Raw genomic sequence first — 15,415 nt, forward strand, 5'->3', positions numbered from 1 at the left:
CGGCATCATCGTTTAGAAAATCACCGGGTGGCCGGTCATGGCCGACTGTGCCTACCGGGGAAACCCCGAGGTGATCATCGCGTAGCGCAACCTTCCGACGGCGACGAACCGCCCGAGTAGAAGAGAGACCTGAACAAGCAGCACCGCACGATCCGCGCCCAGGCCGAACACGCTCTGGCCCGCATGAAGAGCTGCAAGATTCCACCAGACTACCCACGTGCCGCCCGTACATTGACCGGCATCGCCGCCGACATCGCCCACCTGCATCTGGCGATTGCACCTACTAAAACCTGCTGAGGAAACCGCTGCATCTTGCGATTAGGTCAGGCGAACACAAAGGCCGGAATTAGGCCCGGATGGCAGTCCGAGAAACGTGTCGACTCCGATGTTTCGGCGGAGGTCTTCAAGTAACTCGGCTGGGTTGACGATACTCCCGATTTTGACCCCCGACTCTGGACGGGGATTCGTGACGAGCTTGGCGCGATATACGCGAATCTTCGCGCTTAGGTCCAGAGCTTGGATGCAAACTGCCCTCATGTAGAACCGCACGAATTCTCCTTCGGCCAAGATTTCAGCCGCATTGGCCGGAACCTTCCTTTCATATGGTTTACCGTTTCGGTAAGCGATCTCTCGGCTGACAAGCAAGGCCTCGGCCTGTATGCGGGTTGCTAGCGACGCCGGATCGCCACTTCGTAGGGCATCGAGCAAAACCTGGGGCCACCGGCTTGTGCCACGGTCGTTCAAGCGCCGACTCATGTAGAGGACTCTCGCCTTGATGTCCGCTTCAGCCTCCTCGATCATCGCTGCTCGTGTCGCGTCGTTCAGATCATGAAGATCCACATCGTATCCTTGATCTTGAGTTTTGGGCCGGATTCTACTGAGGATGCCGACCGTGGAGCAACGCGATAACTGGCGGGGTCTAGGGCCCGGGGTCGAGACAAGATGCGAAACAATCTCGAATACTGCCTTGGTTGCCGGGTCATGGAGAGGCTGCGGACGTCTGACACGCGTCCGTTAGGGCGCAACGCGAGCGCGGCTAGGGTCGGGCGCCAAGTGACCTGCGGCCCTACCACGTGCGGGGACTGGCCTGGTATAGCCTGTCTTCTCGCGCGGGACGCTCATCACGAGCTGCACGCGCGACGCTGTCGCGTTTGGCGGAGGCGAGGCGGAAGCGGGAAGGACATGCATGCAGCTCGTTTCGATTTCGGTGTGCGGTTTCCGAAGCTTGCAGGATGTCGGCCCTATCCCAGTGCGTCGTCCTACGATCTTGACGGGCCCTAACGACAGCGGGAAATCCGCGACGATCAGCGCCCTTGCTTTTCTGCTCGGAGCCCATCCGCTCACTGACGAGGATCGGACCTTCGCAACGGCGTCCGGCGGCGATGGCACGGCAGGGCGCGAAGTCGACGACCACGATCCCGTCGAGCGGGTTGAAACCACCTGGGTAGAGGGCGAATTTCGACTCTCGAAGAAGGAGGAAGCAGACTTTTCGCTTCCCGGCACGGTCCGGATTCGCCGCATCCGCGACCAGGAGTCAGGGGTTCGCCTGGAATTGCTAGTCGACGCTCCGGAGGACGAGAACCTCCGCAACCTTGAGGCGCGGCCACTCGCCGACTTAAAACGCATCGCAGGCAGGTTCGGCGTTACGGCTAGCGCTGATGCCAGGTCCAAAAGTAGTTGGGTGACCGCACTTGACCAGTTCGCCGCTACTCGGCCGCGGACGCAGGCGTGGGTTTCGGTCAGTAAGCAGGCCAGGGCAGCACTGCCAAAGTTCCTGCTTTTCGGCGACGCCGAATCAGCCGAAGCCGCGATTAGGGCAGCGCTGAACACTCGCTACAGATCCCACCTTGAAGACGAGGATCTTAAACAGCGAGTGCGGGACTTGGAGGCGGAACTCGGCCGACGGGTTCGCGAGGATGCGCAGGGACTCGTCGAACATATTCAGCAGCGATGCCCGGACCTAGTCCGCGTCGACGTCGAGCCAGACGTGTCTTTCACTTCCGGACTTCGGTCGACCAAGCTGCTGCTGGCCCGCACCAACGGTGAGACCGTTAGCCTCGGCACTGTGGGGGCGGGGCGCAATCGCCGGATCAGCCTTGCCGTCTGGGAGTGGGCAAGCGAGCTCCTCAGACGCGATGCTGAGAGCCACCCCGCTGCCGACGACCAACAGCACGTCGTTCTGGCATACGACGAGCCCGATACCCACCTTGACTACCTTCAGCAGCGACGGGTTATGGCGCTTATACGCGAGCAATGCTCAGTGCCGGGTATCTCGATGGTGATAGCGACCCACTCCATGAACCTGATCGACGGTGCCGCTATCGAGGACATCGTTCACCTTAGGCTCGAAGGTGAACGCACGAGGATTAATCGACTGCTGTCCGACCTCGATAACGACGCGAACGGGCAGTACCTTGCCGACATTGCCATCGCGTTGGGGCTGCGCAACACGGTTCTCCTCCATGAGCGATGCTTCGTAGGGGTGGAAGGCGTAACGGAGCAACTGTCGTTCCCGCTACTTTTTCGTCTTAGCACAGGTCGACCGGTGCACGCCGCAGGAATAGTGATCGTTGGATGCCACAACAACGAGGGTGCGCTGAAGTTCGTTGGATATTTGGCACGATCAGGGCGGCAGGTGATGCTGATCATCGATGCTGATAGCCGGAAGAATAACAAGATTTTCAGCGATGCTAACCTGGCGAAGGAGGGCATCGATATTGTTAACCACGTGCGATTCGTGGGCACGCCAAATAAGGAATTTGAGTTTATCTTCACGAATGACCAGTGGTGCGATGTAGCAAGCGTGGTTTGGCCCCGCAACGACGGGGAGCCCTGGGGGCCGGAGGCAGTTGAATCGCTACGCGCCGGTAAGTTCAGCACCTCGTTGCTGAACTTATTCAAGGAGGGAAGCGACAGTGGTCCCATCTCGAAAGCATCGATGATGTATGAGATGACGCGAAGCCTCAAGAGCGCGGCGGATGTTCCTGCAGAACTCCGCGACGCATTTCTGCAGCTGGAGAAGCTAGCCGCCCTTGATTCGTAACGTGCTTCGCGCGAGCATTCGTGCGCGCCGCTGAGTGGCAGTCGGGGCCTCCCAGGTGTGCCACCTCTTCGAAGGGGTCCACCGTTGTGCGTGTTCGCGCTCTGGTATTCCACACCAACGGCAGGAGTTGGGCTGGGGCGTCACGGCATGGCGCACGCGATGCGCGGCAGGCGTCACGGTACTCCTCCCTCCGTCGACGGTCTTACCATCGCACGGACGTACGACAGTTTCTAGCCCAACCCTGGTCAAACACCTGGTCAGGGCGTCGTTTGCTTGTCCGCAGTACTATGCGTAAACGGACTATAGGCTCAATATTCTCACCGCAGTGAACGGTTGGAGCGAAGGGCGTGGCGAGTCCAGCAACCGCGCATCATCCGACTTCGGTCCTTGGTGATCAATCCGGCGGAGGCTGAGCTGAAGACGGTTGCGTCGAGCTTGCCATCTAGCGCCAAGAAGGAGAAGCTCGACTCCTGAGGTTCCTCAGTTCGGAGGGTTTGTTGCCTGGCTCCGGTGGGCTCAGGCTGAACGATAGTCGTCTCGTTCTGTCGTGCCTGGTGGGTGTGCCAAGCGGTTTCGCACCCGTCTAGGGATCGCCAGCCGAGTTCTTTTGGATGCGGCGGGTGTGCCAGCCGTAATGGTGAAGACCGCGTTCTCTGCTTCGTCGCGGGTTCGTCAGAAGTTGCGGTAGACCACTTCGATCTTCAGGGTGGCCCAGAAGTGCTCCATGAGCGCGTTGTCATAGCTGTCGTCGACCGATCCGATCGAGGGCAGGATGCCGTTGTCGGCCAGGCATCGCGCGAAGCGGAACAACGTGTGATTCGACCTGCGGTCTGAGTGGTGGATCAGTTGGCCGTCGCGGATGTCGCGGGACCAGATGTTGTATTCGAGGGCGCCGACGATCAGGTCGGTGTCGCAGCGATCGGAGCAGCGCCAGCCCACGATGCGGTTGGAGAACACGTCTCGGACGGCGGCGAGCCAGAACACGTCCTCGCCGCAGGGGATTCGCGTGGCGTCAGCGACCCACAACAGGTTCGGCACCGCAGCGGTGAACTGCCGGTTGGCCAGATCCGGCGCCGGTGTCGCCTTCGGGTTCGACTGGGTGGCGGAATGCGCCACTTCTTGCGCAGGAATGCCCCCTGCAGACCTTGGTCACGCATCAACCGCTCCACTTACTTGCGGCCGACGTGCCGGCCTTGGTGCCGGAGCCTGGCGTGCACCCTTGGGTTGCCGTAGGTTCCATCCGACACGTCGTGGATCTCGGCGATCTCGACGGCCTGCCCCGCTGCGCCGCCTGAAACAACCGGCCCTCCCTGCCCTGCCCGGCTCATTCCAGCAACTCGGGCGAATCCGTACCGCGTTCCATGAACGCGACGTCGAGACCGAGCGCCGCGCATGCCGTCCTGACCGGCTCGAGAACGTCCAGGATCTGGTCGCGGACCGCCGGAGTTATCTCGAAGTCCTCGTTCAACTGCACGTCGGCGGCGAGGTCACCGCTGGGTGCTAGCCAGTCGGAGATGAACCCGGCCGTCGGGAGCCACATGCCGAACACCGGTCGGAGCGAGCGCAGTATGGCCCGGGCGTTCGCCGTCCGGCCGCGGCCGATGTCGAGTCGCAGCGCGAGATGGATCCCGGCTATCGCCAGCCAGCGCACACGCAGCTCGTTGCCGCCAACCAGGCTCGGCCGACCGTTTCGCCCGGTCTCCACGCGAGCCTCGCCCGTGCGGCGGCCGAAGCTCCACGGGCCGTTCAATCGGCTGAGGTACACGTAGTCGCCGCTGGGCCGGGCCTGCCCGCCGGTGACGAGCGCCGACCTTACGGCCTGCGGAGTGCCCCCGTCGACCAGCATCGCCACCAGCTTCTGGAATGCCTCCTCGACCCTTCGCGGGGTGCCGCCCAGCCGCAGGACGCAGAAGAGCGCAGTGAGCGTGAAGTCCTCGGCCTGGGCCAGCTTGAGGACCTCCTGGATGGTGACGCCGGCGTCGCTCTGCGGATGCTTCCTCGTCCAGGTGGTAAGCAAGAGCAGCTCCCACGAGGTGATCTTTCCCTGGTTGCGGCGATTGGCCCGGCCGGTACGAACGGAGAGGTGCGCGTCCAATCGCTCCCGGATGGTGAGCATGACCTCCTCGGCCATAAACACTGCGGTTACCAAGCGCCAGCAGAGCGTCGTGCCCGGCTTCAGCGCCTTCACCAGACGGGTGGCCGCCGCCGTTTCCTGCCGCCCGCGCTGCAAGCTCATGAAGGACGAAACCTCCTGGCTGACCAGCGGGTCGGCCTCGGCCAGGGTCAGGGTGCCGGTACGCAGCCGACTCCAGATCGTCTCGGCCACCAGGAACTCCTGGAACGACCGGTGCGGGAACCCGAATCGCTCGCCGATGCGGCGGTCGAGCGGTGACCCAGCGAACAGGTCCCGGCGGACTGCAAGCAGATCACGACCCTTCGCATACGGCTCGACCAGTTCCAGCGGGACGGTCTCGCTCGCGACGAAGGTTGCCTTCTGCTCCTTCCACAGCCAGAACGCAAGCGAAGTGAGGAAGGCGCGCCGTTCGGTCGAGTCGAACGCGGCTCGGCTGTTCTTGTCGTCCTCGCGCTGGATTATGGTGTCGATGAGGTGCCCGATGAAGATGTCGTAGATGCGGGCTAGGTCGAGCTCGCTGATCTCGCCGGCGTACTCGGGGAGGATCTCGGCCAGCATCCGCAGCTGGACCGGGCGCCGGGCCACGTCCCGCAGGTGCCGCGAGCCGACCTTGTCCCACAGGGCCGCCACCTCGGCGTCCGGGTCGGCCAAGTCCGGGCGGCGGTACCGGACATAGCGGCCGAGGAACAACCGGATCTCGTCGTTGTTGAACGGCGAGAGCTCGACCTCGAAGCAGTTGGGCCAGCCCGCGTCGGCGCGCCCGCCGCCGGCATGCAACGCCATCTCCTGTTCCTCGTCGGTCTCGAACGCGGTGGGCCGGCCGAGCACGATCAGCCGCGAGTCCCCGTCGTGCAGCCGGTAGAGCTGGCCCAGGTTGTACTCGAAATCGTTCCAGGACAGCAGCTGCTTCATCTCGTCGAAGCCGTCGAGGATGACGACGAAGCGCCCAGCCTGGTTGAGGCTCTGAAAGGCCGCGAACGAGTAGCCCGGCACGTGGTAGGTGGCGGTGAACTGCTTGCCCAGCAGGCCTTCGAGAGTCTGCTCTCCGGCCAGATCGCCGAGGCGGATCAGGATGGGGATGCGGGCGTGCGGATCGTCCTTGGCGGCCTCTGCGAGAACGGCGGCGAGGTGGCTAGAGAAGGAGCTTTTGCCCATTCCGTACGCGCCGAGCACCGCGATGGGCTGATCCGGTTCCGGGCCGTCCGGCTCGTCCGGCTCCCGTGTTCCGCGGATCCACCGCCGCACCACCGTCTCGAGATCCTCATCGACGCGGGTGCGCGGCTGGATGTAGTAGTCCGGCAGGCCGTCCGGCGAGGTGGCGAACGTGTCGAGCAGGTCCTGGAGGTATTCGCCGAAGTCGAGGGCTGCGGCGAGCAGCTCATCGAGCCGAAGCACCTTGAGGTGACGGATGCCGACCGCATACTCCTTGAGGTCGTCGGCGGCGTCTACAGCCGTGATCACGTACACCGAGTCGATCTCGCGGCGTTCAAGCAAGTCGAGCGGGGTCGCCAGCGTCGACCAGAGGCCGGCCGCCGTCACGGGCTCGGAGCCGTCACGGCAGATGACCGCCATCCGCCGGTCGTCGTCGAGTCGGCGTTCGGTGGCCAGCAGCTCGCCGTCGGTCCCGGTGTGCTCAACGGTCCAGCCGCTCGCCCGCAACGCCTGGCTCACCTGCTTGTCGAAGTCGGTCATCGCTCTCCCTCCCTGGCCTCGGCGAGCGCGCCGAGCGCCTCAATCCGGGAGACGAGGCGCTCGGCGCCTTCCTGGGTGAGGCCGGCGGCCAGCGTCGCGGGGCAGTGGACGAGCATCTCGGTCACCTCGGCCAGACCGGCACCGGTGACCGAGCGGATCAGCACTACCAGCGGGATCTTCCGGCCGCCGGCGTCGGTGAGCACGACCGACCAGGCCGGCGTGCGGGCGTCCTCGGCCTGCGCGGCCATGTCCCATAGCTGATGGAAGCGGTTGACCTGCTCGTCGGCGTCCATTTGGGGTACCCGGCTGGCGAGTTCCGGTACCAGGACACTGAGTACGCCCCACGCCGGAAGCCGCGGCGAGGTGAAGGCGTCGTAGATGCGAGTGCGCCGGACGAGGTCGACGTTAATGGCTCGCTCGAGATCGCGTACGGACGGCCAGCCGGCCTTGCGATGCAGCTCGTGCAGGGCCAGCGAGAGGTCGCGGTGCGCCCCGGCCGGCAGCTCTGGCTTCCTCAGCGTCATGACCGCAGCCCGCCCGTCCGAATCTGTCCGTCGATGACCGGACCTCATGAAATCATGTCCTTTCCCGGCGTCGATAGTCCCTGATCGACGGAGGTTGTCCCGGGTGCGGAAGAGGGCTGGACGGTGGACTCCGGGCGGCAGAGAGCCGTCATCCAGAGTCAGGAGAAACCATGCGGCGCAGACCCGTCACCACCCGCCTCGCGTTCATCACCACCGCCTCGCTCTCGGTCGCCTCGGCGGTGGGCAGCGTCGCGGAGGCGGTTGCCACACATTTCCACTACGAGACCGGCGCGGCCGGTCACGCGGCGGCCGCCGTGATCGCGATCTGGGTCTTCGACAAGCTCAACAATCTCATCGACGACAAGGAGTAGGCGGAAGATCGCCAGGGGTGGGGATTCATGCGTCAGGTGGCTCGGCTGTTGTCGGGTTCTCTGGCGATGGGTCGCGCGGGGTAGCAGCCCGCATAGCTCCGCTCGGACCTGTGGGTAACCCTGTTGCCAGAAGGGAGGCCAGGTCGCGGGTGACCGCGACTTGACCTCCCTTACAGGGTGTACGGCGGGCCCGCTCTATTCGAGCACCGTTACCGTCACAGCCCTGCCTGCGGTCCTGGCCTGAACCTCCGCTCGCTGCCGGGCCCGAGAGAACTGGCAGCCTCGCGTATTTGGACTGATGCGAGTTCCAAGACTCTCGGTCATGTCCGCGCTGGTGGTGTGAGAGACGGCCATCGCGTGATCCGGTCTGATGTTATGCGGCGATCGGTGTCGGGTCGGGCTGGTCGGTGGCGTGTTGGCCGGTGTTGATCGTGATAGTGCGGGCTTTGGTGAGGAGTTTCCAGGCCCATGTAGCGGCGTCCCTCGGCCCATTCGTCGGTTTGTTCGGCCAGGATGGCGCCGACGAGGCGGATGATCGCCGCCCGGTTGGGGAAGATCCCGACGACGTCAGTGCGGTGGCGGATCTCCTTGTTCAGGCGTTCCTGCGGGTTGTTCGACCAGATTTGACGCCAGATCTCACGCGGGAAGCCGGTGAAGGCGAGGAGGTCGTCGCGGGCGGTGTCGAGGTGCTCGGCGGCGGCGGGGAACTTCGCCTCGATCGTGGTCACGGCCCGCTGGAACTGGGCGTGGACGGCGTCGGTGTCGGGCTGGTCGAAGATCGTGCGGACCAGGGTGGCGATCCACGGCTACGCCGACTTGGGCACTTTCGTGAGCAGGTTGCGCAGGTAGTGGGTGCGGCACCGTTGCCAGGTTGCGCCGGGCAGGGCGGCGCCGATCGCGGCGACGAGGCCGGCGTGGGCGTCGGAGATGACCAGCTGGACGCCGGACAGTCCGCGGGCCGTCAGTGACCGCAGGAACGCCAGCCATCCCGCGCCGTCCTCGTCCGAGGCGACGTCCACGCCCAAGACTTCACGCCCGCCGTCGGCGTTGGCCCCGACCGCGACCAGGGCGTGGACGTTGACGGTCCGGCCAGCCTCGCGGACCTTCATGGTCAGGGCGTCGGTCCACACGAACGTGTAGTGGGCGGCGTCCAGGGGCCGGTTGCGGAACGCCTCCACCTGGGCGTCGAGGTGGGCGGCCATCTCCGAGACCTGCGACTTCGACAGCTGCCGGATCCCGAGCTGCTCGACCAGCTTCTCCACCCGCCGCGTCGACACCCCCAGCAGATAAGACGTCGCGACCACCGACACCAGGGCCTGCTCGGCCCGCCGCCGATGCGTCAGCAACCAGTCGGGAAAGCAGGAGCCCTGCCGCAGCTTCGGAATCGCCAGGTCGATCGTGCCTGCGCGCGTGTCCCATTCCCGGGTCCGGTAGCCGTTGCGGGAGTTGACCCGCTCCTCATTGCGCTGCCCGTAACCGGCGCCGCAGATCGCGTCCGCCTCAGCGGACATCACCGCCTGCGCGAACGCCTTGATCATCGCCTGCAACACGTCCGGCGACGCGCCCTCGATCTGCTCGCGCAGTAGGTCAACAGGGCTCACGCTCTCTGAAGCGGCCATTGCGTCCTCATCTCCTTCTCTGACTTGGTCGTCTTGAAGGATCGACGCGATGGTCGTCTCTCACCTACGTAACACCCCCAAAACGGGCAAGTCGTACATCGCTCCAGCGGATGCAACCCGGGGTGAGCGCTCCGTGCTCCCCTCGTGGCGACAGCCGGAGTGGGTATATAGGCGAGGCCTAGTTGATCTCCGATGATGTGCTCGGCGTGTGCTCGCCAGCGGATGCCAACCCGGGTCACCCGGTGCCGACGCGGGCCACCGCAGCCGCTCGTGGTCGCAAACGGGGGTTCGTGTGCTCGGGCTGTGGTCCTGGGCTGGGCGAACACGGGTCCGGGTGCTGCGGGTGAACGTGGGCTGCTCCCTGCCACCCCAGGTGAACCCGCAGGTCGCTAGACTAGGCGCTCGCGCCCTCGTAGCTCAGGGGATAGAGCATCGGTTTCCTAAACCGTGTGTCGCAGGTTCGAATCCTGCCGGGGGCACCAGTTGAGGTCCAGCGGGCAAAGTGCCGATCGTCGATGAACTTCGACCGGCTGCGGGACCACCGCTGTCGGATCGCCGCCCACGGTGAACCTGCTGCCCGAACTCCGACGACGCCGTCAAAGCCGCGATGCGGGTCATGACGGCGTCGTCGACGGCGGTGGGGCGGTGTTGCAGGCCGTTGAGCGGTCCGTGTTGTCGCGGGCGGATCAGAGGTACGGGTCGCTCGCGGCGTAGATGCCCAGAACGATCATGAGGGTGCCGGACACTGCCGTGAGGACCTGCCCGGCCCTCGGCGTCATGAGCTTGCGGGAGACCGCCCCGACTCCCACCAGCAGCCCCTGCCAGCCCGCCGAGGCGGCGAAGATGCCGGCTACGAAGAGCACGCCGGCACCCCAGGACATCGTGCCGCCGATGCCCACCGCCGCCGAGGCGAAGTAGCCGATGGTCAGTGGATTAGCGGCGGTGAGGCCCAGGAGGAGCAGGTAGGCGCGCAGCCCGGTGGTCGGCATGCCACGATCCGTCGGCCCACCAGGGGTCGTCGATCCTTTCATCCGACGCAGGGCGAGCAGTTCCCGCGCCCCCAGGAGCACCAGGACGGCACCGGCGATGATCCGCATCGGTGTCAGGAGCGACCCGACGGCGGCGGCGACGCCGCCGCCGACCGAGACCGCCAGTGCGGCGAAGACCAGGTCGGTCGTGGCGACGCCCAGCGCCGCCGCCAGGCCCACCCGTAGGCCCCGCGCCTGACCGGTGCGGATGACCAGCAGCCCGATGGCGCCCAGTGGCACCGCTACTGCCAGCCCGGCCAACAGCCCGGCCAGCAGGTATCCCATCATGACAGACATCGCAGCGTCCCCCGTCAGTGCGCGCGTTACGACACTGCGGGACACTACCAGGTATGGGCTATTCCATAAGCTCAGATATCCCGAATCTGACCTCGTCGCCGTCCGCCGGGCTCAGGTCCTCCCGGGTGTAGAACATCTCATAGACGTTGGTCGAATACAGTTGACCTGCCCTGGTCAGCTCGTATCGGTCGCCCTCCAGGCGTAGCCAGTCCTTGTCCACCAGCTCCTGGAGCTCGCTGCCGAAAACCGACTCCATCGGTACGCCGAAGCGCTGTAGGAACTCTGTCTGAGATACCTCACACATCTTCAGGCCGCGGATCATGACCCGCCGCATCTCCTGCTCCTTGGTGAGCACCGTGGCGAAGTCAATGGGAATCCTGCCCTCGTCCACCATCTCGTAGTACCGCTTGAGGGGCTGGACGTTGACGTAGAGGCGGTCATGGATCACGCTCTTTGACGACACCCCGAAACCGATCATCGGCCAGGTGCGCCAGTAGTATTCCAGGAAGCGGGACAGATCGGGACACCGGTCCGGGTGGAAGTACCCGGTGGAGCTGCGCCGACGGAATCCGGCGGCCTCCAACGCGTCGATGGCGTACTCGTACATCATGGCTTCCTCGGCCGGCGACGGCAGCTGCATCTTGCCCGAGCCGATCAGGGTGTGGAAGGCCGTCTTGGGCCAGATCTCCAGGCCGTACGCCGTGATGCAGGCCGGTTCCAGCTCGATGGCCCGGTCCACGCTGCGCTTCCAGTCGTCGAGGGACTGGTCCGGCAACGGGAAGATCAGGTCGATGTTGGTGTGCCGGAACCCACCGTCGACCACCATGCGGTACGCGTTCTCGGCGGTCGCCACGTCGTGCGAGCGGTTGCAGATCTCCAGGAGCCGGTCGTCGAACGCCTGCACCCCCACGTTCACCCGGTTGAATCCGCCGGCCACCAGTGTCTCGACCTTGTGCGGGTCGACGGTCGACGGGTCGAATTCCAGGGCGATCTCACAGCCGTCGTTGAATTCGAACGTTTCCCGGCACGCGTCGAGCAGGCGGACCAGTTGCTCACCGGTCAGGATTCCGGGCGTCCCACCGCCGAAGTAAACGGCGTCGATCGAGAATCCGGGAAAGGTGCGGTTGGTGGCGAAGTTGCGGATTTCCTTCTCCAGCGCGTCGACATACCGCGCGAAGTGTGACTCGTTCTTGTTGACATAGACGGTGTAGTCGCAGAACCCGCACTTCTTGATGCAGAACGGCACGTGCAGATAGAGCACCGCGCTCTGCCGCCGGAAGTAGTCGTCGTAGTCCACGTAGCGGTACTTGAAGGGGTAGGTGTGGATGTTGCGGCGGATGATCTGGCCCTCGGGCTGATACATCTGCGATTCCTCCGCTTCGCTCAGTGAATCGGCGTGAACGGTTGCGTGGCTACGTCGGGCAGCGCATTGCTGACCCGACCGTTCGGGACCACCGGCCGGCCGCACGACACGAAAAGGTCGTCGAAGACCTCGCGCCGCCGGTCCCGGTAGTCCGAGCCGGACCGGCCCACCAGCCGGACCATCTCCTCGGCGAGCATCAGCTGGTACCGGCAGGACTCCTCGTTGAGCACGTTGAGGTCCCCGCTCGCGACGAAGTTCTCCTGGCGGCAGCCGCCACCACACAGGTAGCGCGCCCAGCACTGGCCGCAGACGGGGTGCTCGTCGACGGTGCGACGCCATTCCGGGTGCGGCACGGTGAGCCCGTCCTCGCCGGTCCCCACGTCGAACGCCTCGTCGCCGACGAGACGGTGGCAGGGACTGATGGTGCCGTCCGGCGAATGGGTGTAGTAGGTCCGCCCGCCGGAACAGAACGACAACGCGGTGAGACCCTCGATCATCATCTGGGCGGTGCGTTCGTACTCGAGCACCCCGGCGAAGCGGTTGTCGGGCGTGAAGAACGACGGGTAGGCGTGCAGGAAGTCGCGGAACTGCTCGATCATGCCGGGCCGCAGGAAGTGGTTGACGTAGGTGACCTGGCGTGGACTGCTGAGCACCTTGTCGCCCAGGGTCAGGGTGAGGGCGACGCTGCGCCCCTGCTGGTCGACCGGATAGACACCGGGGTAGATCTGGAAGAAGTCGAACAGGTTGAGTTCCCACAGCTCGCGCACGCTGTCGAGCAGGGTCGGCGTCTCCGTCGCGATGGTCATCCGGGCCACGAGGATGACGTTGTCGCCCGCTTCCCTGCGCAGCGTCCACAGATTGCGCATGATCCGGTCGTACGAGCCGCTGCCGTTCTTGGACGGACGGTTGCGGTCCTGCACCTCCCGGGGCCCGTCGAGGGAGACGGAGACGATGAACCGGTGCCGGCGGAACAGGTCGATGACGCCGGTGGGCATCAGCGTGAGGTTGGTGGAGATGCGGTGGACGAACGTCACCCCCCGTTCGTCGGCCACCCGCTCGGCCCGCTCGCAGATCTTGCTGATCAGGGCGAAGTTGGCCAGCGGCTCGCCGCCGAAGAACTCGAAGCGCACCCGCTGGCCGGGTGCCACGTTCTCGTCGATGAAGCGGAAGATCCACGCCACGGAGTGTTCGCCCATGGCTTCCTTCATCCGGCCGTAGTCGCCGCCCTCGGCGAAGCAGTACGTGCAGGCCAGGTTGCAGATGTTCGTCAGGTTCACGTTGACCGCGAAGTCCGCGCCGTCGGCCAGCGAGCTGGCGCGCAGCGTCTCGGCGTTGCTGTCGGCGTCCGGGGTCAGCGTGAAAGCCTCCCAGGCCGAGTGTTCCTCGGCACGCAGGTGCTCGATCCCCTGTTCCAGGCGCTCACCCACCTCCCGTGGCATTCGGGCGATGCGGTGGTTGCCGGTGACCAGCACCGCGGACTCCTGCTCGTCGAGGTGCACGACGAAGTAGTCGGTGCCGCTACGCACGGCGGGTCTCCTGGAGTCGGATCGCGGCCTCGGGGACGGCGTCGCTGGAGTGTTGGATCTCCAGGACCGTGCTGATGGGGAAGTGCGCCCGGTCGTACACCTCGTAGAGGTTGGCGTGGACGCCGGGGGGCAGCTGCACGCTGACGCCGCGGTCGTCCGAGGCGGACTTGCACGCGATGAAGCGGTACTGCGAACCGGGCAGGATGGGCACCCGCTTGACCTCGCGGCCGTGGGAGGCCCCGCCCAGCACGCGGACGGTCACCTCGTGCGCCGCGGACGCCTCACTGGACAACTCCACGTGTACGGCCTTGACGTCGCCGCGCCACTCGTGCTCGATGTGGTGCAGGTCGGCGGCGTCGACGTCGAGAATGTCGAGGGCGGTGTTGTCCGGTGCCGCCAGCAGCCGGAACGGCAGGGGGTTGGCGCACCCCTGGCAGTGGGCCTCCCCGGTGAGCCCGACGGGGGACGCGATCAGCCCGTACCGCTCGACCACCAGCAGACCGCAGTGCGGGCAGTAGGAGTTCGTCGCCTCGTTGTCGTAGACGTTGCCGAGGTAGCAGTAGCGGACCCCCTCCTCCAGCGCGATCTCCCGGGCCCGTTCCAGCCGCTCGACCGGGGTCCGGTCGACGTGGGTGTACTTGTAGTCGGGGTGGAAGCGGACGAAGTGCACGGGCACGTCGGGGCCGAGCCGGTCGAGCACCCAGCGGGACAGTTTCCGCGCGTCGCCCTCGGTGTCGTTGGCGTCGGTGACCAGCAGGCTGGAAACCTCGACGTGCTTGCCCCGGTCGAACACGTAGGCCGTGGCGTCCAGGACGGGCTGCAGCTGGCCCTTGGTCACCCGCTTGTAGAACGTGGGGTCCATCGACTTGAGCGAGATGCTGAAGATGTCGATGACCTCGCAGAGTTCCTTGGCCCCTTCGAGCGAGATGTAGAACGCCGACTTGAAAAGGTTGACCAGGCCGTGCTCGCGGGCGAGCCGGGCGGTGTCCAGGACGAATTCGTGCCAGACGACCGGGTCGTTGTAGGTCCAGGAGATGACCTGGATCCCTCTTTCGAGGGCGCTCTGCACGACCTGTTCCGGGGTGTAGTAATGCACCGATTGGTCCTCTACGAACCGCGCCTGCGAGGTCTGCCAGTTGTGGCAGTAGTCGCAGTTCATCATGCAGCCGATGTTTCCCATCGAAAGGATGCGGGCGCCGGGGGCGTAGTGGTAGACGGCCTCGGTTTCGATCGTCTCCTCGGTCATGGCGACCGACTTGCCGTAGTTGAGCGTCACCAGTTCACCGCCGCGGTTGGCGCGTACCCGGCAGAACCCGACCGCTCCTGGGCGGATGACGCAGTTTCGGGGGGAGAGGTGGCACTGGACCGTTCCGTCCGGGCGGGAACTGTAGAGAACGGCGGGATGGGTGTCCTGCTGCCAGCTCCATTGTTGCTGATCCTTTGGCACGGTGCGTCCTTCCGTGGCGGGATGGCGGGAATTCAGCGTGAACTGCGGTGAATGTGCGCAGGTGCCGAGGGCGCGGGCGGGGTGACCCGTGCCGGGAAGGTGTCAGGCTGTCGCGCGCCAAGATCTGTGATCATTGTATCGCTTACGGTGACGACCCCCGAACGAACGGTATGTCTTGACATGTGTTGGCGTCAATACTTTCGGCATAGGACGGTGACGTGAAGTGGTCTTGGCCGGAAGAGATGGGACGTGCCTGACGCGGAGCTGAAGATCAGTTATCCGTTGCGTCGGTGGAGTTGTTCTTGGGGCAACGGATAACTGATCTTCCGACTCTCGGCGTGGGACGGGTGACGACCGCCGCCGCCGTCGTC

General features: G+C 65.2%; 10 protein-coding genes, 1 tRNA gene and 1 pseudogene. 3 read left to right on the top strand and 9 right to left on the bottom strand.

Annotation, left to right across the window (positions count from 1 at the left end; all coding sequences use genetic code 11):
• Nucleotides 1–1,186 precede the first annotated feature (1,186 nt).
• Complete coding sequence (locus ACQP2H_RS03410) at nucleotides 1,187–3,043, top strand: ATP-dependent nuclease (protein ID WP_433231019.1); 1,857 nt, start codon at nucleotides 1,187–1,189, stop codon at nucleotides 3,041–3,043.
• 672 nt (nucleotides 3,044–3,715) lie between these two features.
• Here the strand turns inward: ACQP2H_RS03410 and ACQP2H_RS03415 are convergent.
• From ACQP2H_RS03415 to ACQP2H_RS03430, 4 genes are read right to left on the bottom strand one after another with little or no spacing between them, the layout of a single operon-like run.
• On the bottom strand, nucleotides 3,716–4,159 hold the full coding sequence (locus ACQP2H_RS03415; protein ID WP_433231022.1) for a DDE-type integrase/transposase/recombinase: 444 nt from the start codon (nucleotides 4,157–4,159) through the stop codon (nucleotides 3,716–3,718).
• Nucleotides 4,160–4,212: 53 nt separating this feature from the next.
• A complete protein-coding gene (locus ACQP2H_RS03420) occupies nucleotides 4,213–4,437 on the bottom strand; it encodes an IS3 family transposase (protein ID WP_433231024.1) in 225 nt (74 codons plus the stop codon).
• Nucleotides 4,368–6,869 carry an NACHT domain-containing protein gene (locus ACQP2H_RS03425; protein WP_433231027.1) on the bottom strand — a complete coding sequence of 834 codons (2,502 nt, stop codon included), beginning with the start codon at nucleotides 6,867–6,869 and terminating at the stop codon, nucleotides 4,368–4,370. Before ACQP2H_RS03425 ends, ACQP2H_RS03420 begins: the two co-directional genes overlap by 70 nt.
• Nucleotides 6,866–7,393, bottom strand: coding sequence for a ribosomal protein L7/L12 (locus tag ACQP2H_RS03430; RefSeq protein ID WP_176738957.1), 528 nt, complete (start codon nucleotides 7,391–7,393; stop codon nucleotides 6,866–6,868). The genes ACQP2H_RS03425 and ACQP2H_RS03430 overlap by 4 nt, the downstream gene beginning before the upstream one ends.
• Before the next feature lie 170 nt (nucleotides 7,394–7,563).
• Between ACQP2H_RS03430 and ACQP2H_RS03435 the strand changes: the two genes are divergently transcribed.
• Nucleotides 7,564–7,764 (top strand): hypothetical protein, encoded by a 201-nt coding sequence (locus tag ACQP2H_RS03435; protein ID WP_091245133.1) that lies wholly within the window; start codon nucleotides 7,564–7,566, stop codon nucleotides 7,762–7,764.
• A 373-nt stretch (nucleotides 7,765–8,137) separates the two neighbouring features.
• Here ACQP2H_RS03435 and ACQP2H_RS03440 read toward each other — a convergent pair.
• Nucleotides 8,138–9,383: pseudogene (locus ACQP2H_RS03440) on the bottom strand (IS256 family transposase).
• A gap of 406 nt (nucleotides 9,384–9,789) precedes the next feature.
• Here ACQP2H_RS03440 and ACQP2H_RS03445 point away from each other — a divergent pair.
• Nucleotides 9,790–9,865, top strand: a tRNA-Arg gene (locus ACQP2H_RS03445).
• 204 nt (nucleotides 9,866–10,069) lie between these two features.
• On the opposite strand, the gene ACQP2H_RS03450 is transcribed toward ACQP2H_RS03445, so the two are convergent.
• The 4 genes from ACQP2H_RS03450 to amrS are packed head-to-tail and all read right to left on the bottom strand — an operon-like array spanning nucleotide 10,070 to nucleotide 15,044.
• Nucleotides 10,070–10,708, bottom strand: coding sequence for a LysE family transporter (locus tag ACQP2H_RS03450; protein ID WP_219466668.1), 639 nt, complete (start codon nucleotides 10,706–10,708; stop codon nucleotides 10,070–10,072).
• 58 nt (nucleotides 10,709–10,766) lie between these two features.
• Entirely contained in the window at nucleotides 10,767–12,071 is a 1,305-nt protein-coding gene (locus tag ACQP2H_RS03455) for a coproporphyrinogen-III oxidase family protein (protein WP_208565735.1), read from the bottom strand.
• Between the two features lie 20 nt (nucleotides 12,072–12,091).
• Nucleotides 12,092–13,597, bottom strand: coding sequence for a radical SAM/SPASM domain-containing protein (locus ACQP2H_RS03460; protein WP_219466675.1), 1,506 nt, complete (start codon nucleotides 13,595–13,597; stop codon nucleotides 12,092–12,094).
• Nucleotides 13,590–15,044: an AmmeMemoRadiSam system radical SAM enzyme gene (gene amrS / locus ACQP2H_RS03465; protein WP_219466679.1), complete on the bottom strand. Its 1,455-nt coding sequence runs from the start codon at nucleotides 15,042–15,044 to the stop codon at nucleotides 13,590–13,592. The genes ACQP2H_RS03460 and amrS overlap by 8 nt, the downstream gene beginning before the upstream one ends.
• Nucleotides 15,045–15,415: the final 371 nt, after the last annotated feature.

The organism is Micromonospora sp. CA-248260, from assembly GCF_050942205.1.
In the GTDB taxonomy this organism is placed as follows: Bacteria; Actinomycetota; Actinomycetes; order Mycobacteriales; family Micromonosporaceae; genus Micromonospora; species Micromonospora antibiotica.